We start from the raw sequence: 19839 nt of genomic DNA, 5'->3' as shown, positions 1-19839 counted from the left end.
GACTGTATAAGCGCCAATCCTGATTACCAAGTCCTTCTCACCACTTCGTAATATCCACCACTGCATCCAGATTTATCCTGCCGTAAATATGCGGAAACTCTTCATTAATAGAAGGTGCTAATTCAAAAATATGTGGCGACTCTAATTTGCCTTCATCAATATGTAATATTAAAAGGTCGGTTTGATTGGCATAGTATCTTTCAATTACGCCCTGCACCTGCTCTTTCATACTGGCATGTATAAAACCTTCTTTAGCTAAAGAGGGATGCTCGTAAAAGCCCTGTGCAACAGCTTCCTGCCATTGCGGGTAATTAACTACGTGGTATATCATTATCTAATAAATAAGACAGTGAAAGTAACTCGTCCATCTTGTAGCGGTTACGGTCGTTATCAAAACATTTACTCAGTTCTTCCAATAAAAACTGGATAATTCTTTTATTGCTGAGTTGACGGAAATAAGAATTGGTTGGCGGAACGGAAATGCGTTTAAAATAATTCTCTACATCTTTATGGCTATACATTTGCCCGTTCAGAGGGTCAATATAAAAATTTATTTTTTCAGATGAATGGCCAACAGGATTTAACAGGTCATGCTGCTGATCAAAATACGCCATGATGAATTGCCGGGGAATATTGATGGCTTTTACCGGCACATCCAGCATTTCGCAAAGCACTAAATAGATGATACCATTGTTTACCGCATTACCTTTTTTACTTTCCAGGCCTTTGTTAATTAAATAATCATCAGGATTATTGTAGGCAAATTCAACGCCCTTTTGTTTGTAGTAATTGTACAATATACTGGTGATAACGTTGATCTGTTCCAATGGTGTAAGATAGCTGTTCAGCTCCAGCCAGATATTTCGTTTCAGTTTTTCTATCTCCTGGTACACCGTATTATTATTTAAATCGGGATAATGATATTTTGCCACCAGCAATGCGCCTTGCAACAGATCGGCATCACCTTCAGCCCAGGCAGTAAAATCATTGGTAAGGTCGCGGAAATGCAAACGGTGAATCAGTAATTCAATTCTTTCCTGCAATTCTTCATTGGTAGTACTCTCCCAAAGGTTTTCCAGGTTGGGTATAATTGCTTTACCAAATGAAATAATTTTATCGCTTACGGTGCTGTAAACAAATTCATCCGGGTCGTCGATCAAATGGAGTAAGGCTGATATTTCTTTGTTTTCCTTCATCGGTAATTGAAATTCGGAAAAGGAAACTGAATAAAGAAGTTAAAATTTTCCACAACCGTTATTAACTTTAATAGAACACGGATTGAACGGGTGAAACGGATGATACCGGATTTTTTCTGCTTTACAAAAAAGTTGGACTATTTAACCAGCATTGTATTCTGCGTACCAGAAAAAAACTACTAAGCATGTCGAAATATTATCCTTTTTAAAGTGCGGTGAGTTCAATTGCAGCGTTTAAAGAATATCATTTTTTTATCCATACGATCCGTGTGCCCTAAAAAAATTCCCCCCGAAGAATCGGCGGGAATTTCTTTAACCCTTAAAACAACCAACATGAAACATGCTGATAATTGTAAAACATCAGATACGAGGTTTTGTTTGTAAAGGTTTTATATTTTTAAAAATACTTTGTTAATCTGGTAAATATTAAATGTTTCAACATTATACAAGTGCCAGTTCAAGTACCTGTTGCATGGTTTTTACATAATGAAATTTAATGCCTTTAATATACTGGCTGTTGATCTCTTCCACATCCTTTTCATTTTGCCAGCACATAATAATTTCTTTTAACCCTGCACGCTTTGCTGCCAGTACTTTTTCTTTAATACCACCCACGGGCAATACCTGGCCACGTAAAGTAATTTCACCCGTCATGGCTAAGTAAGGTTTTATTTTACGTCCTGTAAAGGCACTTGCCAATGCAGATAACATGGTGATGCCTGCGCTTGGCCCGTCTTTAGGCACAGCACCTTCAGGCACATGAATATGAATATCTTTTTTATTAAAAGTTGCAGGATCGATATTTACTTTTTTGCAATTGGCTTCTAAATAAGTTAATGCGGTGCTGGCGCTTTCCTTCATCACATTGCCCAGGTTGCCGGTTAATTTTAATTCGCCTTTGCCTTCGCTCAATTGTGTTTCTATAAAAAGAATATCACCACCCACATAGGTCCAGGCAAGGCCTACCGCTACGCCGGGCATATTGGCAATTTTGTACAGGTCATTGCTGTATCTTGGTTTGCCTAATATTTTTTCAATATCATTATTGGTGATGGTGGCTTTTAATTTCCCTTTTATCACCAGTTCTTTTGCCTGGTAGCGCATTACGCTGGCTAACTGACGGTCAAGTTCTCTTACGCCACTTTCTCTTGTATAATCTTCAATAATTTTTTGGAGTACGCTATCGCTTAATTTAAAACTGCTTTCGCTTAAGCCATGCATTTCTTTTTGCTTGGGCATTAAATGCCTTTTAGCGATTTCAATTTTTTCTTCTACAGCATAACCACTCAGGTCAATAATTTCCAGGCGATCTCTTAATGCCGGTTGAATATTGCTGATATTATTTGCTGTGGCAATAAACAGTACTTTACTCAGGTCATATTCCAGTTCTAAATAATTGTCGTAAAAGCTATTGTTTTGCTCAGGGTCCAATACTTCCAGCAATGCAGATGAAGGGTCGCCATGAACAGTATTACCCACCTTATCAATTTCATCCAGTATCATTACCGGGTTGCTTGATTTTATTTTACGTATCGACTGAATGATCCTGCCGGGCATGGCACCAATATAAGTTTTACGATGGCCACGTATTTCACTCTCATCGTGCAAACCACCTAAACTTACCCTTACATATTTTCTGTTGATAGCGGCTGCAATACTTTTTCCCAAACTGGTTTTACCAATACCGGGAGGGCCTAAAAAACAAAGTATCGGGCTCTTCATATCACCTTTTAATTTCAGTACCGCCAGGTATTCTAAAATTCTTTCTTTAATTTTTTGCATCCCGTAATGATCATGGTCTAAGATCTTTTTCGATTTCTTAAGATCATACTGGTCTTCGGTATACTCTCCCCAGGGCAGGTCAAGCATCAGGTCAAGATGATTGTAGGTAACCGAATAATCAGGTGTGGAAGGATGCATGCGTTCCAGCTTTTCCACCCCTTTGGTAAACATCTCCTTTGCAGCTTTAGGCCATTTTTTTGTTTCGGCTTTCTTCTGCATATCCTTAACCTCAGCTACATTATCGCCACCCAATTCTTCTTTGATGGCTTTCATCTGCTGTTGTAAAAAATATTCTCTTTGTTGTTTATCTAATTCGTTCCTTGTTTTATTGGTCACTTTATTTTTTAATTCGGCATACTGCAATTCAGTCTGCATCAAATTCATCAACAACTCAGCTCTTGCTTTTATATTACTGATCTCTAAAAGCTTTTGTTTTTCTTTAATATCGCTGTTTAAATTGCTGCTTACAAAGTGAATTAAAAACGAAGGGTTTTCTATATTTTTTAAAATGATAGCGGCTTCGCTGGGCAGGTTGGGAGAGAGGCCCACAATTTGCCCGGCAAGGTCTTTAATACTGCCCACCATTGCTTCAAAATCAGCATCTCCTTTCAGGTTCTCTTCGGGTAAAACTTTTATGATAGCTTTAAAATACGGGTCGTCGGTAGTTATTTCCTCAATCTTAAAACGTTTGCGGCCTTGTATGATGATGGTAGTGCCGCCGTCGGGCATTTTTATCAATTTTACAATTTTAGCCACAGTGCCAATATCTTCCAGGTCGCTCACCACAGGCTCTTCCACGTTACTGTCTTTTTGCGCTACTACGCCTATCAATTTGTCAGCCTTGTAAGCGTCATTTACTGCCTTTATGCTTTTATCTCTGCCCACGGTAATGGGTATTACCACACCGGGAAAAAGTACGGTATTTCTTAAAGGCAGAATCGGTAATTCCGCTGGAATAGCCTGTTCATCAGCATTTGCCTCTTCTTCTTCATTCAGGGGAATGATCGGCATAAACTCCATTTCATCTTCCGGCCCCTGTAAATAAAATTTCTTATCCATAATTAATTAAATATAAAGTCAAATTGTCAAACCACACAGTTAAAACCCTGTTTTTTGTGCGAACGTGTATATAGTCAATATTGATGCCAAGCCCCAAACCCCTGCAGGCGCTTACGAAGAGTAAAATGACTAATGACTCTTTTTATAAGTAAAATTCTAATCAGGTTGTTTTATTGTTTGTCTGATTTGATAAAAGAATAAAGTAACTTTTTAAGTTCCCCTTTAGGGAACAGGGGTTTATCTTTGCACTCCATGTATATTAACTGCACCAATAAAGAACTCATAATTTTAGAAAAAATTGCAGCTGCGGCTAAAACAATCCGGGTACCCTGTTATTTAATTGGTGGTTTTGTAAGAGATAAGATCTTAGGCAGAAATTCCAAAGACATGGATGTGGTTTGTGTAGGCGATGGTATTGCTTTGGCACATGCGGTGGCGCAACAATTTACGCCCAAACCGGAAGTACATTTCTTTAAAAACTTTGGCACTGCACAAATAAAATTTGAAGGGCTCGAAATAGAATTTGTTGGTGCCAGGAAAGAAAGTTATGATTTCAGCAGCCGTAAACCTGCAGTGGAATCGGGCACATTGGAAGATGACCAGAACCGGAGAGATTTTACCATTAATGCTTTGGCTATAAGTTTAAATGCAGCTGATTACGGCGTACTGATCGATCCGTTCAATGGTATTAAAGACCTTGAACAAAAAATGCTGCAAACACCTTTGGCACCAGGCATAACTTTCAGCGATGACCCTTTGCGTATGATGAGGGCCATCCGTTTTGCCACCCAATTAAATTTTACCATTGAAGAAAAGACCTTAGCTGCCATTAGCGAAAATGCGGGGCGTATAAAAATTGTAAGCGGCGAAAGAATTGCCGATGAACTGAATAAAATTGTTCTGGCATCCAAACCTTCTGTTGGTTTTGACCTGTTGTACAAAACCGGCTTGCTTAAGATTATCTTTCCGCAAATGGTGGCATTAGCTGGTGCCGAATACGTGGATGGAATGGGGCATAAAGATAATTTCTATCACACCTTACAGGTATTGGATAATATTTCTGAAAATACCAACGACCTGTGGCTGCGCTGGGCTGCCATTTTGCACGATATTGCAAAGCCGGCAACAAAACGATTTGAAGAAGGCCATGGCTGGACCTTTCACGGGCACGAAGCATTAGGTGGCAAGTGGGTGCCAAAGATATTTGCCCAGTTAAAACTGCCACAAAATGAAAAAATGAAGTTTGTGCGTAAGCTGGTGGAAATGCATTTGCGCCCCATCAGTCTTACCAAAGAAAATATTACCGATAGTGCCATAAGAAGATTGCTGGTAGATGCAGGTGAAGATTTTGAAGCCTTGATGACTTTATGTGCTGCCGATATCACCTCTAAAAACAAACAAAAAGTACAGCGTTACTTAAATAATTTTGATATGGTGCGTAAACGCTGTGCCGAGGTAGAGGAAAGCGACCACCTGCGCAACTGGCAGCCACCCATCACCGGCGAAATTATTATGGCCACATTTAATTTGCCTCCATCCCGGCAGGTAGGTGATATTAAAACGGCTATCAGGGAAGCCATTTTAGATGGTGTTATTCCCAATGAGTATGATGCGGCATTTGCCTATATGTTGGATAAGGCCCGGGAATTGGGAATCATTAACGGGTAACCAGGTTACTAATGCCGGGTTCGCTTCATTTTTAACCCCGATTCCGGATTCCTGAATCCAAATTCCTTTTTTATTAGTTAATGCATATTTCCTTAATTTTACAATATGGCTATTTTACGTTTCAGAGTTTATTGGGAAGATGACGACAGTATTTACCGTGATATTGCAATCCGTCATACACAAAATTTTTCGGACCTGCACGGATGTATCTTAAAAAGTTACGAGTTCGATAACAAACATAAGGCAACTTTTTACCGCAGTAATGATAACTGGCTTCGTGGCAGGGAAATTTCATTGGAGAAATATGATAAGCCCTATAAGGCAGAGCCGCTGATCATGTCTGAAACACCTATCAGCTCTGAGATCAGCAACCCGAACCAGAAATTTATTTACGAATACGATTTTAATAAGTTCTGGCATTTTATGGTAGAACTGATCAATGTAGATAAAGAAGAAAATAAAAAATTAACCTATCCCGTTTGTGTAAGAACGGAAGGCATTGCCCCATCTCAATATGGCACCAAAGGATTAGTAGACAGCCGCCTGGCTGAAATGGAAGAAAAATACGACCTGCAACCTGATGCACTAAGAGAAGGCTTTAGTGAAGAAGGTGACGATGATGGTATTGAAGGAGGAGAGGAAGAAGAAACAGCAAGTGCAGATGAAGGCAACGATGGTTTTTAAGAGCATGGATAATTGATAAATGAAGCATGAATGATTTTTCAATTAATTCATTACTGTCATCCCTTTAACCAGGTAATATTTTTTCTGTTTTGCTGTTGCTTTTCAATTAATGATGCCACAACTTTCTGCCATTATTAATTATCCGTTATAAAATTATTCATTCATAAATAAGGGTTCTTTACAAACTCAATTATTTACAATGACCAAAACTTGCATTGTTGTAGCAGGGCCAACAGCTGTTGGTAAAACTGCCTTCGCCATTCAACTGGCACAACAACTACACACGTCAATAATTTCAGCCGACAGCCGCCAATGTTTTAAAGAGCTTAATATTGGAGTAGCAAAACCTTCTGCACGGGAATTACAATCGGCGCCGCATTATTTTATTAATTCTCATTCAATACAGGAAGATGTAAATGCGGTAGTATTTGAGCAATATGCTTTACAAAAGATCGATGAGGTTTTTAAACAGCATGATACAGCTATAATGGTTGGGGGTACAGGTTTGTACATCAAAGCATTTTGCGACGGTATTGATGAAGTGCCTGTGGTGGATACAGCAATAAGAGAAAGTATCATTGCAGGCTACCAGCAAAAAGGGTTGCTATGGTTACAGGAAGCAATAGAAAAAAACGACCCGGTTTATTTTGCGCAGGGAGAGATAAAAAATCCGCAACGTTTAATGAGGGCACTTGAAGTAAAATTATCGAGCGGAAAATCTATCCTTGATTTTCAAACCAGGCAAAAAAAGCAACGTGATTTTAATATCATAAAAATCGGATTGGAGCTGCCCAGGGAAGAATTGGTAAAAAATATTAACCAACGTGTTGATGCCATGATGCAGGAAGGTTTGTTAGAAGAAGTAAAAAACCTGGAGCCATATAAAAACATGAATGCATTGCAAACAGTAGGGTACAGGGAATTGTTTGATTATTTTGAAGGCAATTTATCGTTGGAAAATGCAGTGGAAAGAATAAAAATCAACACCCGCCAATATGCCAAGCGGCAAATGACATGGTTTAAAAAAGATCCCCAAATAAAATGGCTTACTCCCCATCTCCCGCTAACATGGCCGGCAGATTTTTTATCGGGAATGTAGATTTATACACAGGGGGCACATCAATATCAGTGCTTTTTTCTTCCTTGCTTCCTTCAAGTGAAATATTCTGTACCGCAAATTTGATCCCGGTTATCTTTTTCCCCTCATTTCTTAAAAAAGTTACTGTACCGCTGTTAGCCGGCATATAAAATTTATCATCACCGGTTGTTTCCAGGGAGGTTGTTCCCAGCGAAGAATTCAGGTGCAATACCCCATTTTCAAAAACAACATTCACTTCACTGATAACACTTCCCTGCGGAAATTTGTACCTGGCAGCATATTGCCCTAAAGATTCTTCTGCTTTAATAGTTAAGCAGGATGCAATAAAAACGGTAAATAAAATGGTGAATTTTTTCATGGCAGGTGAGTTTATCATAAAAATACGCCTTACCTGGCAAAATAGTTACACATGTCAAAAAAAAATATTTTAAAATTTGAATCCTACAGTAGCCACTATATTACCACGCTGCTGCTTAAGGCTGGCATAGGTATTGGCCCTGTCTTCCAGGCGGTAGGGCAGGTCAATATCTTTGGCAATATTATGTACATAGGTAAGGTCGATAAACATACCCTTGTTCCTGTAACCCAGGCCGCCGCTCAGCAACATTTTATTTACTTTTGTTGGGGCGTCTTTGTAAGGATTGCTGTAATAGGCAAAACCTAATCTTCCCATAATGGTATTGAACTTTAACTCGCCACCCACCCTGAAATTGAAATTGCCTTTATATTCACTCTTTACCACCGAATTGAGTTGTTTGTAATACAGTTTTTCATCATCACTAGGGCTTTCGTTATTGCTGCCAAACCTGGACCCGCCGTAGCTTACATACTCTATATCTGCACTTATAAATGCTCTTTGTTTTTTTACATTGCTCACTTCACGAAATACATACGAAGCACTTAAAATAGCTTTAAAAGGAGTGGTTTGTGTGTATTTGCTTTCGCCGGGTTGGTTATTGGTAAAGGTTTTTGAAGTTTCAATTACGGTAGTATCCAGGCTGTAGTTACTTCTCCAGAAAGGACTTTCCGTTTGTGTATTTAAAGTAGTTACCCTGGTATCGGTAAGCAGCATATAAGTAGGTGTGTGGATTGCTAAACCAATACGCACATATTCCTGTGGTTTGTAAATGGCACCCAGCTTAAGATTAAAGCCTACACCTTTAGTGGTAAAATCGTCGGTATATTCAAATTGTTTAAACCCATTCCTGTTATTGGCAGAAGTATCAAATTCTTTAAAATTGGTATAGCTTTTATAGTTTACCAGCGGAACACCAAATGTGCCACCAAAAAACCATTTGTCTTCATGATTATGTGCAAAGCCCAATGCCAGCTCTGTAATACCACCGCTTGTGGTATGCAGCATTTCCTGCCTGATGGCATTGCCTGCATCTAAAATAAATTCAGGGGCCGCTTTTACCTTGTATACCCTTTGCCCGTTTACAACGGTAGAAAAAGTATCTATCAGGTAAGTATTTAAAGCAATGGCCGAACCATAAGGCAAAGGCGATTGTGTGGTCAGCACTTCGTTTATGGTACGGCCGCTTTTTGCAAATTCTTCTGCAAATTGTTCACCGAACGAACTGTAATTATTTAAACCTTTGTACTGTATGCTATTGTTGAAATTAGCTGTTTGTGTTACCACTAAACTTATGGCGTTACTTACTTTTGGTTTATACCTGTCGCCAAAACCCCAAACCCATCCGCTGGTGCCAAATCCAAAACTGTTCTTTTTACTTTGGTTGGCTGTTTCCCTGAAGTTGGCTTTGTTATTATTCAGCACAAAACCCGGGGTTAAAACAAATTCACCGGTTTTATAAAAACCAAGGCCTGCAGGGTTAACAAAAGTGGCATTGATATCTCCGCCTAACGATCCCATGGCACCACCAATAGCCATATTACGTGCAGTACCATTTTGTGGGTAATAGGAATAGCGTAATGCATCTTCGGGTGTTTGAGCAAAAATTGCAGAGCTGATACAAAGATTTATAAGGAGTAAATATTTTTTCATGGCGTATAAGTTTTACAGTCCAATAATTTAGTTTGGATAATTAAGTAGTGCAATTGCTTTGCGGAACAATTGCGTTGCTATAGTCAATAGTTACTATCAACCTCTTCCGGGCCTTGGAACACTGGTGCCGGAACTGCTGCCACCAGATGAAGAACCACTGCTGCTGCCGGAACTGTTGTTGGTAGATGGAGTGTAGGTCCTGGTATTGTTATTATTGGATGAGGAATTGTTATTACTGTTATTACCACTGGGTGTAAACACTTCTCTTATAATATTACCAAATTTACTACCTCCGTTATTGCTGTTGTTATACTGCCTTGATGAAGATTGTGTAGTGGTAGCGCCGGTTTTAGGATTGGTTACAATAGCGCTCGAATAATTTTTATACGTATTTAAATTCACCATTCTTGGAGTGCTGTTAACGGCAACTGCGGGTACTACCCGGGGATAGTACAATGGTTTTGAATAATAGTAAGGGTTGTAATAATACCCATAATTATTGCAGTTGCAATGGCAGTAATGGTAAGGGCTATTGTTATAGCTGTAATCGTAATCGTTATCCAGGTCTCTCCACCTGCGGTCACGTATCGTCATTCTTATCCTGTTATTATCTGCAGTATTTTCGGCAGGTTTTGCTTCTTCTCTGTTACGGTCATTATCTTTTCTTTCTTCTACAGGTCTTACCGGGCTATAATAAACATCATCGGGTGTTTGGCCACTTTTGTAGGCAGTACTGCAACTGGTAAAAGCGGCTGCAGATAAGGCAATGAGTAAAATTTTAGCATTCATGGCAATAGTTTTAATGATTTAAAAATGAAGTTACTACTTTTGTGCTGGTTTTAAAAGCACTTTATGGTTAATATGTATCAAACTGTTTGCCATAAGACAGCCGGGTTTAATGTTTTGCTGTTAAAGATGTGCTAAATGGTTTGGCATTAATGATTTATAATTACTGAACAATAAAATACCTGCCACGGGCAGTACAAAGGAAAATGGCAAAAGAACTAACATCAAGGGCAGAAGATTATTCGCAATGGTATAACGACCTGGTTATAAAGAGCGGCCTGGCCGATCATTCGGCGGTACGTGGTTGCATGGTGATAAAACCTTATGGCTTTGCCCTTTGGGAAAACATGAGGGACCAGCTGGACAGAATGTTTAAAGACACCGGGCATGTAAACGCCTACTTTCCGTTATTTGTACCCAAAAGTTTATTTGAGGCAGAAGAAAAAAATGCAGAAGGTTTTGCAAAGGAATGTGCCATTGTAACACACTACCGTTTAAAAAATGACCCTGATAATAAAGGGAAATTAATGGTTGATCCCGAAGCTAAATTAGAAGAAGAACTGATCATCCGCCCCACAAGCGAAGCCATTATCTGGAATACGTATAAAGGCTGGATACAATCTTACCGTGATCTTCCCCTGCTTATTAATCAATGGGCAAACGTAGTACGTTGGGAAATGCGTACCCGTTTGTTTTTACGTACTGCCGAATTTTTATGGCAGGAAGGTCACACTGCACATGCAACCAAAGAAGAAGCTGTGGAAGAAACCACAAAGATGCTGGATGTGTACGCCGACTTTGTGGAGCAGTATATGGCAGTGCCGGTTATTAAAGGTGTAAAAACACCTAATGAACGTTTTGCCGGTGCCGAAGATACCTATTGCATTGAAGCATTGATGCAGGATGGTAAAGCATTGCAGGCAGGTACCTCACACTTTTTAGGACAAAATTTTGCGAAGGCATTTGATGTAAAATTCAGCGATAAAAATAATAAACTGGATTATGTGTGGGCTACATCATGGGGTGTTTCTACCCGGTTGATCGGCGCATTGATAATGGCACATAGTGATGACCAGGGGTTGATAATGCCGCCAAGGATCGCCCCTACGCAGGTAGTAATTGTTCCGGTATACAAGGGAGAAGAAAGTAAAGCAGTGATTGATGACAAAGCAAATACCATAGTAAGACAGTTAAAAGCATTGGGTATAAGAGTAAAATACGATAACAACGATAACAGCCGCCCCGGATGGAAATTTGCAGAATACGAATTAAAGGGCGTGCCGGTAAGAATTGCCATGGGCCTGCGGGATATTGAAAATAATGTGGTGGAATTAGCAAGAAGGGATACCAAAGAAAAAAGCAGCGTTAGTATTGATGGCCTTGCCGGCTATGTATTACAATTGCTGGATACCATTCAGCAAAATATTTACAACAGGGCACTTGCATTCAGAAATGAACACATTACCAACGCCAATACCTGGGATGAATTTGTAAAATTACTGGATGAAAAAGGTGGTTTTGTAGCAGCACATTGGGATGGTACAGGCGAAACTGAAGATAAAATTAAAGAACAGACAAAGGCAACCATCCGTTGTATTCCATTGAACAATGAACAGGAAGCCGGCGTTTGTATTTTAACAGGCAAACCAAGTACGCAAAGAGTGTTATTTGCAAGAGCTTATTAAAAAGCGTTTGATAAATAGTGTAAAAGGCATTGAAATTTCAATGCCTTTTCTTTTGTACTTTAAAGAAAGTTATACATATTCGCAATGCTTAAATATAATTTATGGATCAGCTACAGGAAGATTTCCTTTCGTCAGAAACAGAACTTACAATTGACAACGAAGCTTCGGGCTACCTGGTAGAAACTTCCAGGTGGGCAAAGTTTATTGCCATAACTTTTTTCAGCATTGTTGGTTTGATCGTTTTGTTTTTTGCGTTTTACAGCGATACTTTAATTAACAGCAATACCTTTTCCGCCAGTAGTTATGAAAACCCCGATGATTTCAAGACGGCTTTTATTATAGGGCTGGTAGTAGCACTGGTAGTTATTGTAGCGGTAGTAGGAGTTACCTATTATTTTCTTTTAGCCTTTGCCAACAGGATACGTAAAGGGCTCGCTGCTGAAAATATTACCATGGTGAATGATGGTCTTAAAGCATTGAAAGTGCATTATATCATCATCGCTATTCTTTCCATGATCAGTATATTGATCAGTATTTATAATCTTTTTTAAAACCATCTTTCAATCATTTGTAATGACAGAAGAAGAAGTACAACAACAATCGATAATCAGTTTCAGCTTTGATGACAAAAGCAAAGACCATATTAAAAGCATCGGCCAGTGGGCAGCGTATAACGCCATCCTGTCTTTTATTGGTTTAGGCATAAGTATCTTTCAATTTATGATTACCTCGTCTGAAGTGTACAACAGCCCCGCTTTTACCCTTGGCATAAAAGCAAATAACGGGCTCACACTTTTTTTCCAGGTGGTATTATCTGTACTGCTGAATGTTTACCTGTACAATGCTTCAGTTAAGTTAAAAAGGGGGATTGATGGAATGGATAGCAGTATGCTGACCAAAGGCTTTGGCCTTTTACGCACGTATTACAAAATTTACGGCATATTGCTCATCGTTATATTAATACTTTGCAGCCTTGGCCTTGTTTACATGTATACAATGAGGCAAACAGGGTTTTAACAAAGGAAAATAAGTATTCATTATTCCCTGGTGGCTAAATAATTATAATCCTCCAGCAGTTTTTCTAAAAACATATCGGGGTGCATATCGGTGTTTATTTTTAAAACGTCCTTCACCTTCATGGCTACACGGTTGCACATATCGTAATTGCCGGTTTTATTGGCTTGTGTTACCACGCCTTTAATCGTATTGATATCCCTGTCGCTCAGCCGCATTACATCCGGAAAAGTTACTTTGTAATCTGTTTTGTTGATCTCCATAAAGATGGTATCGTCAACAGATAATTTTGTTTTGGTATTCACCACTACTGTTTCGGCAGCAAGGTCGCCCAGGCGCTGGCCCTTAGCGGTAACGGCTATTACAATTACACAAACAATGCCGCCAATGAATAATACCATTAAACCGGCACCACTGCGCCAGAAAACTACCAGGATAATTGAACCCCATTCGTAAAAACGTATGAAGGCCCTTAATAAATATTGGCCCAGCGTGGGTTCTCCACCATCTAAACTCACCACTTTTATTTTTAAGATCTTCTTCCCCAATGTTTGCCCGTTGAAGAAAAGCTCTGTAAGCAAAGTATACAAGAGCATGGGTAACAATATAACCACATAAGCAAACCCAACTTCGCCATAACCAATTTCTATGCCGTCTAAAAAAAGTGACCTCATGCTTAAATAATAGATACCCAGGATGGCAAAGTCTATCATATACGCCAGCAACCGTTTGTGGAATTCGGCTTGTTCAAATTCAATATCAATATTAAACGGAGTGGCTATTTGAATGATTGACATAAGTATTCCAAATATCGGAATAAAATAACAGAGTTTTTTACGGATACAATTTTTTTATTCAAATAAAAAGTGAGAATTTCAATAATTATAAATAAAGTTTATTTTTAGCCCATGAGAGAGGCGATGTTTATTAAGAAGAATGCGGCAAAATGGAAAGAATACCAGCATTCTGAAACCGATAACCCTGATGAAACAGCAGAACGCTTTATCACTCTTATCGACGATCTTTCTTATGCCAAGACTTTTTACCCGAAAAGTAAAGTAACCCGTTGGATCAACGGGATAGCTGCGGGTATCTATCAAAGTATTTATAAAAACAAAAAAGAAAAATATACCCGGATATTCGCTTTCTGGAAATTTGAACTGCCTTTATTATTCAAAAGATACCACCGCATTTTATTGTTCACTTTTTTACTGGAAGTATTTATTGTTTGCATAGGGTGGTGGGGCTCGGCCACCAACGACGAATTTATGCGTAATGCATTACCGCCGGGATATGTGGATATGACAGAGGAAAATATTGCCAAGGGTGATCCTTTTGGCGTTTATAAGGACGACAATATGTTTACCACTTTTGTTCGTATAGCCATGAACAACACTTTTGTGGCGCTGCTAATGGTAATTGGTGGTGTTGCGCTGGGGATATGGACACTGATCTCGGTATGGCAAAATGATATTATGCTCGGCGCTTTCCAGTACATGTTCTTTAAAAATAATTTAGGCTGGCAATCTGTTTTAGTAATATGGATACATGGTACATTGGAAATTTTATCGTTTATCATTGCAGCAACTGCGGGGCTTATTATTACACAATCCATACTTTTTCCCGGCACTTATTCAAGAATGCTGAGCTTTAAAAGGGGGATCAAAGATGCGATGAAAATAATGATCGTACTGGTGCCGCTTTTTATATTAGCCTCTTTTTTGGAAACCTATGTTACCCACCTGATGAGCCAGTCGTTCGACAAAGAGAAAAACTTTGGTTTACCGGTATGGGCAGGTGTTTTAATACTGGCGGCATCCCTCAGTTTTTTAGTATGGTATTTTGTTATCCTCCCTATACGTTTACATAAAAAAGGTTATTATCTTCAGCCCGATGGTATTATTGGCAGGCTGAAACAACAAAATGCATAAACATATTCTCATATCATTTTTCATGTTGCTTTTTTTTACTGCGGCTGATGCCCAGCAAAACAAAGGGGATGAAGATTCCGTAGTGGTGGAGGCGCCGGTAGTGGAAGACCAGGTTATGGAAGAAAAATCCGGCGATACTTTATTTGTTGATACCACATTGAATTACAACAAACCTTTTGTTGCGGCTGACTCTGTAAAAGCATGGAAAGAATTAAAAGACTTTGCTTACGTTAAGCATATGGATAGTTTACTGGAGGCTGCAAAACGAAATAACCGGCAAAAAGAAAAGGTTGCAGAAGCGCCAAGGGATAGCAGCGGCAACTGGTTAGAAAGATTGTTTTCTTCTAAAGGCCTGCAGGTTTTTTTCTGGGCACTGGCTGTACTTTTTGTACTCTTTATCCTGTATAAATTATTTTTAACAGAAGGTGTGTTCAGAAAAAAATCTACTGCTGCAAAACCCAACACACCCGAAGCTGCCGAAGAAATTATAAGTAACGAAAGCGACCTTACGGTAATGATAAGGCAGGCAGTACTTGCCGGTAATTACAGGCTGGCCGTTCGTTACCAGTATTTGCAAACCCTGTTTAAACTATCTGCAAAAAATCTTATTGAAATGGCAGCAGATAAAACCAATAACCAGTATGTAAGAGAAATTACCAATATTAATTACCAGGTTGATTTTGCATCACTTACTTTAAATTACGAGTATGTGTGGTATGGCGAATTTGCTATTGACGAAAATACTTACAGGCGGCTGGAATCGGGTTTTTCACAATTCAACAATAAATTATAACCTTTAATTTGAGTAAAAGATACCTACATATTTTTTTAATACTGCTTGTTGCAGGCTGTATGGCAGGCTGTAGCAGTGATGATGGCAAAAGATTACCCAGCCTGGAAGAGACCTATTCAAGAACTGACAAAAATCCATTTGGCACTTATATCGCTTACCAGCAGTTGGAAAATATGTTCAGCCGCAATACCATCAGGGAAAAAAGACAACCTTTTGATAAAACCTGGGCTTCAATATCAGATACAGGCTCATTGTATATCAGCTTTTCAAAATTTTTATTTGTAAATGAAGAGGAGGCAAAGGCAATGATGGATTATGTATATGCAGGCAATACGCTTTTTATTGCGGCTAATTATTTTGATACCGTATTGCTCAGCAAAATAAAGTGCAAGGAAAATTACTCGCCGCTTCCTTACCTGCAATACGATTTTTTTGATTCCATCCGTACTACCAATACATCCTCTAAAGACAGTGCGTTTTCCTATTACTACCATCCTTTTAAAAGTGATTTTGAATACAGTGATAGTGTGTTTACAAAAGTGCTGGGTGTAAACGACGAGCAAAAGCCTAACTACATCCTGTATTTTTACGGAAAGGGGAAACTCTTTTTACATTGCGATCCCAAGGCTTTCAGTAATTATTTTTTGTTGAAGAATGATAATTATAAATACCTGCAAAACAGTTTTGCGTACACTGCTAATTACCCCGATCATTTATACTGGGATGATTATTACAGGAAGATAGGCTCACGCAGAAACAATGAAAGTTCACTATCTGCAATATTAAATAACCCGCCATTAGCCTGGGCATTCTGGCTGATATTGCTTTTAGGATTACTGTATGTTTTATTTGGGGGCAAGCGCAGGCAACGTATCATTGATAAAATAAAACCCAATGAAAACACAACGGTTACCTTTACCGAAACCATTGGCCGCCTGTACCTGCAGCAAAAGGATAACAAGAATATTGCAGAAAAAATGAGCACTTATTTTAACGAGTATGTGCGTAATAATTACTTTTTAAATACCAATCTTGTTAACGATGATTTTATAACTTCATTGAGCAGGAAGAGTGGTGTAGACAGGAATAAAGTAGAATCACTTTACCGTGCTATACATCATGTGCAGAACAATGCAGCGGTGGACGACTATCAATTATTATCTTTAAATGAGCAAATACAAAACTTTTATAAACAGAAGTAATTATGGAAGAAAATATTTTTGAACAAAGGATCGATCTCAGCGGACTGAGCAGGTCGGTGTATGAAATAAGAAATGAGATTGGCCGTGTGATCATAGGCCAGCATAAAATGGTGGACCTGCTGCTGATCGGTTTGCTTTGCGACGGGCATATCCTGATTGAAGGTGTACCCGGTGTGGCAAAAACCTTAACGGCAAAATTGATTGCCAAGATCATTGATGTGGATTTTTCCCGCCTGCAGTTTACACCCGACCTTATGCCGAGTGATGTGGTGGGTACTTCTGTTTTCAATCCCAAAGAAGGCGACTTTCGTTTTAAATCGGGGCCTATATTCAGCAATATTGTTTTGATAGATGAGATCAACAGGGCGCCGGCAAAAACACAGGCGGCATTATTTGAAGTAATGGAAGAACGCCAGGTTACCGTTGACGGGTATACGCATATTATGCAAACGCCGTTTATTGTATTGGCAACGCAAAATCCCATTGAGCAGGAAGGTACCTATCGTTTGCCCGAAGCACAATTGGATCGTTTTCTTTTTAAAATAGAAGTAGCTTATCCAACGCTGGCCGAAGAAATTAATATACTTACAAAACAACAAGGAAAAACGCAGGGGCAGATGCTGGAAGATGTAAGAAAGATATTATCTCCGGTAGATATCCAGCATTACCGCAACCAGATACAGTCTGTGATCATTGAACCCAAACTGATAGAGTTCATTGCCCGTATTGTTAACGAAACCAGGAACAATCCTGCATTATACCTGGGTGCATCGCCGAGGGCATCGCTGGCAATATTAAAATCGGCCAAAGCCAATGCAGCTGTAAAAGGAAGGGATTTTGTAACGCCTGAAGATATTGTGGAAATGGCACCACATGTGTTACGCCACCGCATTATACTTACCCCCGAAAAAGAAATGGAAGGTATTACAGCAGACGACCTGATTGAGATTATTTTAAAAGCGATTGAAGTACCACGTTAAAAAATATTTTACAGCAATTGAGCTTTACAAAAAAATATATCGGCAACTTATACCTCACTACCAGGTTTTACCTGGCTACAGGTTTGTGTATAGTACTGTTTATTGTTTCTTTTTTTTATAAACCCATTGCCCAGTTGCCACCGGTTTTTTTAGCGGTTACTGCAATGCTGGTAGTGATAGATTACCTGTTTTTATTTATCATCAGTAAAAGCCCTGCTGCAAAACGTATCATGGCCGACAGGTTAAGTAACGGCGATGAGAATAAAATTGAATTGCAGGTAATTAACCGCATGCCATTTACGGTATCAATGGAAATTATTGATGAATTACCGGTACAGTTTCAAAAAAGAGATTGGATATTAACGCACCGTTTTGCTGCCAACGAACAAAAAAATATCATTTACAAATTAAGGCCGGTAAACAGGGGCGAATATAATTTTGGTAATATCATTTTATATGTACGGTCGCTACTGGGATTACTGATGCGGCGGCATGATATGGATGCTACCATTACCGTGCCGGTATATCCTTCCTTTTTGCAATTGCGTAAATACGAACTGCTCTCTCAAACCACTATACAAACTGAGCATGGCAATAAACGCATGCGCAAGATCGGCCACAGCATGGAGTTTGAGCAAATAAAAGAATATGTTCGTGGCGATGATATCCGAACGATTAACTGGAAGGCCACCGCACGTAAAGGCAGCCTGATGGTAAACAACTATACCGATGAAAAATCGCAGCAGGTATATTGCATTATTGATAAAGGCCGTTTAATGAAAATGCCTTTTAATGAACTCACTTTACTTGATTATGCTATCAACAGCACATTGGTATTAAGCAATGTTTGTTTGCAAAAGCAAGATAGGGTAGGTGTGCTCACCTTCTCTAACAAAATGGGGTCTTTAATAGCAGCTGATAAAAAGCCGGTACAGCGGGAAAATATCCTGCAATTACTCTACAACCAGGATACTGCTTTTTTAGAAAGCGATTATGAAATGCTGTACCTGCAGATACGCAGCCGCATCAAGCACCGCAGCCTGCTGGTGTTATATACTAATTTTGAATCGCTGTCTGGTTTACGCAGGCAATTGAACTATTTACGCACCATTGCCCGTCATCATTTGCTGATGGTGGTATTTTTTGAAAATACAGAATTGAAACAACTCACGCATTTAAATGCCAGTAATGTGGAGGAGGTTTATATTAAAACCATTGCAGAAAAATTTGAGTTCGAAAAAAGACTGATCGTAAAAGAATTGCAAAATCACGGTATATTGGCTGTATTAACTTCTCCCGAACAACTTACGGTGAATGCGGTAAACAAATACCTGGAACTTAAAGCAAGGCAGGCAATTTAAATGGCACGTTACTTTTAAAGCTGCGCTCAAATGACATCCCTGGTTTACACTACCGCTAATTCTCAATCTGACCTGTCGGGCATCATTGCATTGCAACAACATAATCTTCAACACAATTTATCCGGGGAAGAAATAAAGGAGCAGGGGTTTGTAACCGTGGTACACAGTTATGAAGCATTAAAAGAAATGAATGCTGTCGAACAACATATTGTGTGTAAAGATGGCGATACCATAGTTGCTTATTTGCTGGCTATGACGGTGGCCTCTCAAAATGCTATTCCTGTACTGAAGCCCATGTTCGGGGTTTTTAATTCAGTGTTGTATTGTGGAAAACCTGTTTCGGAGTATAATTATATTGTGGTTGGGCAGGTTTGTGTAGATAAAAACTACCGAGGCAAAGGGATACTGGATAAATGTTATGATACGTACCGGCATTGTTTTCAGTATAAATATGATTTTGCCATTACTGAAATTGCTACCAGGAATCAACGATCAATAAAAGCACACCAGCGAATAGGGTTTACTGAAATTCATCAATATACTTCGCCGGATAAAGAAGAGTGGAGCATTGTAGCCTGGCAATGGTAAAAT

Annotated in this window: 19 protein-coding genes; 12 read left to right on the top strand and 7 right to left on the bottom strand. The window is 39.1% G+C overall.

Annotated features, from left to right (window positions below):
* Positions 1-37: 37 nt before the first annotated feature.
* The 3 genes from ACYVM0_RS05290 to lon form a co-directional block, all read right to left on the bottom strand.
* The gene (locus tag ACYVM0_RS05290) at positions 38-331 is read right to left on the bottom strand and encodes a DUF952 domain-containing protein (protein WP_460553562.1); all 294 of its coding nucleotides are present in this window, start codon (positions 329-331) and stop codon (positions 38-40) included.
* On the bottom strand, positions 312-1196 hold the full coding sequence (locus ACYVM0_RS05285) for a transglutaminase-like domain-containing protein (protein ID WP_460553559.1): 885 nt from the start codon (positions 1194-1196) through the stop codon (positions 312-314). Before ACYVM0_RS05285 ends, ACYVM0_RS05290 begins: the two co-directional genes overlap by 20 nt.
* A gap of 441 nt (positions 1197-1637) precedes the next feature.
* Positions 1638-4037 (bottom strand): endopeptidase La, encoded by a 2400-nt coding sequence (gene lon, locus ACYVM0_RS05280; protein ID WP_460553556.1) that lies wholly within the window; start codon positions 4035-4037, stop codon positions 1638-1640.
* A 252-nt stretch (positions 4038-4289) separates the two neighbouring features.
* On the opposite strand from lon, the gene ACYVM0_RS05275 reads away from it, so the two are divergent.
* The 3 genes from ACYVM0_RS05275 to miaA all read left to right on the top strand — a co-directional run bounded on the left by ACYVM0_RS05275 (position 4290) and on the right by miaA (position 7488).
* Positions 4290-5705 (top strand): CCA tRNA nucleotidyltransferase, encoded by a 1416-nt coding sequence (locus ACYVM0_RS05275; RefSeq protein WP_460553553.1) that lies wholly within the window; start codon positions 4290-4292, stop codon positions 5703-5705.
* 105 nt (positions 5706-5810) lie between these two features.
* The gene (locus ACYVM0_RS05270) at positions 5811-6389 is read left to right on the top strand and encodes a plasmid pRiA4b ORF-3 family protein (protein WP_460553550.1); all 579 of its coding nucleotides are present in this window, start codon (positions 5811-5813) and stop codon (positions 6387-6389) included.
* Between the two features lie 199 nt (positions 6390-6588).
* Complete coding sequence (miaA, locus tag ACYVM0_RS05265; protein WP_460553547.1) at positions 6589-7488, top strand: tRNA (adenosine(37)-N6)-dimethylallyltransferase; 900 nt, start codon at positions 6589-6591, stop codon at positions 7486-7488.
* On the opposite strand, the gene ACYVM0_RS05260 is transcribed toward miaA, so the two are convergent.
* The 3 genes from ACYVM0_RS05260 to ACYVM0_RS05250 all read right to left on the bottom strand — a co-directional run bounded on the left by ACYVM0_RS05260 (position 7436) and on the right by ACYVM0_RS05250 (position 10285).
* Positions 7436-7846, bottom strand: coding sequence for a hypothetical protein (locus tag ACYVM0_RS05260; RefSeq protein ID WP_460553544.1), 411 nt, complete (start codon positions 7844-7846; stop codon positions 7436-7438). The genes miaA and ACYVM0_RS05260 overlap by 53 nt on opposite strands.
* 69 nt (positions 7847-7915) lie before the next feature.
* Positions 7916-9496 (bottom strand): hypothetical protein, encoded by a 1581-nt coding sequence (locus ACYVM0_RS05255; protein ID WP_460553541.1) that lies wholly within the window; start codon positions 9494-9496, stop codon positions 7916-7918.
* Between the two features lie 96 nt (positions 9497-9592).
* Positions 9593-10285, bottom strand: a complete 693-nt coding sequence (locus ACYVM0_RS05250) for a hypothetical protein (RefSeq protein WP_460553538.1) — start codon at positions 10283-10285, stop codon at positions 9593-9595.
* Positions 10286-10488: 203 nt separating this feature from the next.
* Between ACYVM0_RS05250 and proS the strand changes: the two genes are divergently transcribed.
* The 3 genes from proS to ACYVM0_RS05235 all read left to right on the top strand — a co-directional run bounded on the left by proS (position 10489) and on the right by ACYVM0_RS05235 (position 12984).
* Positions 10489-11967: a proline--tRNA ligase gene (gene proS / locus ACYVM0_RS05245; protein ID WP_460553535.1), complete on the top strand. Its 1479-nt coding sequence runs from the start codon at positions 10489-10491 to the stop codon at positions 11965-11967.
* A gap of 101 nt (positions 11968-12068) precedes the next feature.
* Positions 12069-12518, top strand: coding sequence for a hypothetical protein (locus ACYVM0_RS05240; protein WP_460553532.1), 450 nt, complete (start codon positions 12069-12071; stop codon positions 12516-12518).
* 22 nt (positions 12519-12540) lie between these two features.
* A complete protein-coding gene (locus tag ACYVM0_RS05235) occupies positions 12541-12984 on the top strand; it encodes a hypothetical protein (RefSeq protein WP_460553529.1) in 444 nt (147 codons plus the stop codon).
* A gap of 20 nt (positions 12985-13004) precedes the next feature.
* On the opposite strand, the gene ACYVM0_RS05230 is transcribed toward ACYVM0_RS05235, so the two are convergent.
* On the bottom strand, positions 13005-13778 hold the full coding sequence (locus ACYVM0_RS05230; RefSeq protein WP_460553526.1) for an RDD family protein: 774 nt from the start codon (positions 13776-13778) through the stop codon (positions 13005-13007).
* Positions 13779-13889: 111 nt separating this feature from the next.
* Here ACYVM0_RS05230 and ACYVM0_RS05225 point away from each other — a divergent pair, with 111 nt between their 5' ends.
* From ACYVM0_RS05225 to ACYVM0_RS05200, 6 genes are read left to right on the top strand one after another with little or no spacing between them, the layout of a single operon-like run.
* A complete protein-coding gene (locus tag ACYVM0_RS05225; protein WP_460553523.1) occupies positions 13890-14912 on the top strand; it encodes a stage II sporulation protein M in 1023 nt (340 codons plus the stop codon).
* Positions 14905-15705 (top strand): hypothetical protein, encoded by an 801-nt coding sequence (locus ACYVM0_RS05220; protein WP_460553519.1) that lies wholly within the window; start codon positions 14905-14907, stop codon positions 15703-15705. The genes ACYVM0_RS05225 and ACYVM0_RS05220 overlap by 8 nt, the downstream gene beginning before the upstream one ends.
* A gap of 8 nt (positions 15706-15713) precedes the next feature.
* Positions 15714-16907 carry a DUF4350 domain-containing protein gene (locus tag ACYVM0_RS05215; protein WP_460553516.1) on the top strand — a complete coding sequence of 398 codons (1194 nt, stop codon included), beginning with the start codon at positions 15714-15716 and terminating at the stop codon, positions 16905-16907.
* Positions 16908-16909: 2 nt separating this feature from the next.
* Positions 16910-17887 (top strand): AAA family ATPase, encoded by a 978-nt coding sequence (locus ACYVM0_RS05210; protein WP_460553513.1) that lies wholly within the window; start codon positions 16910-16912, stop codon positions 17885-17887.
* Positions 17888-17904: 17 nt separating this feature from the next.
* Positions 17905-19248, top strand: a complete 1344-nt coding sequence (locus tag ACYVM0_RS05205) for a DUF58 domain-containing protein (RefSeq protein ID WP_460553510.1) — start codon at positions 17905-17907, stop codon at positions 19246-19248.
* 30 nt (positions 19249-19278) lie between these two features.
* Positions 19279-19836: a GNAT family N-acetyltransferase gene (locus ACYVM0_RS05200; RefSeq protein ID WP_460553507.1), complete on the top strand. Its 558-nt coding sequence runs from the start codon at positions 19279-19281 to the stop codon at positions 19834-19836.
* Positions 19837-19839: the final 3 nt, after the last annotated feature.

This window comes from Ferruginibacter profundus, assembly GCF_054783275.1.
The sequence above is the reverse complement of the archived record's forward strand: the minus strand, read 5'-3'. Positions and strand labels throughout refer to the sequence as shown.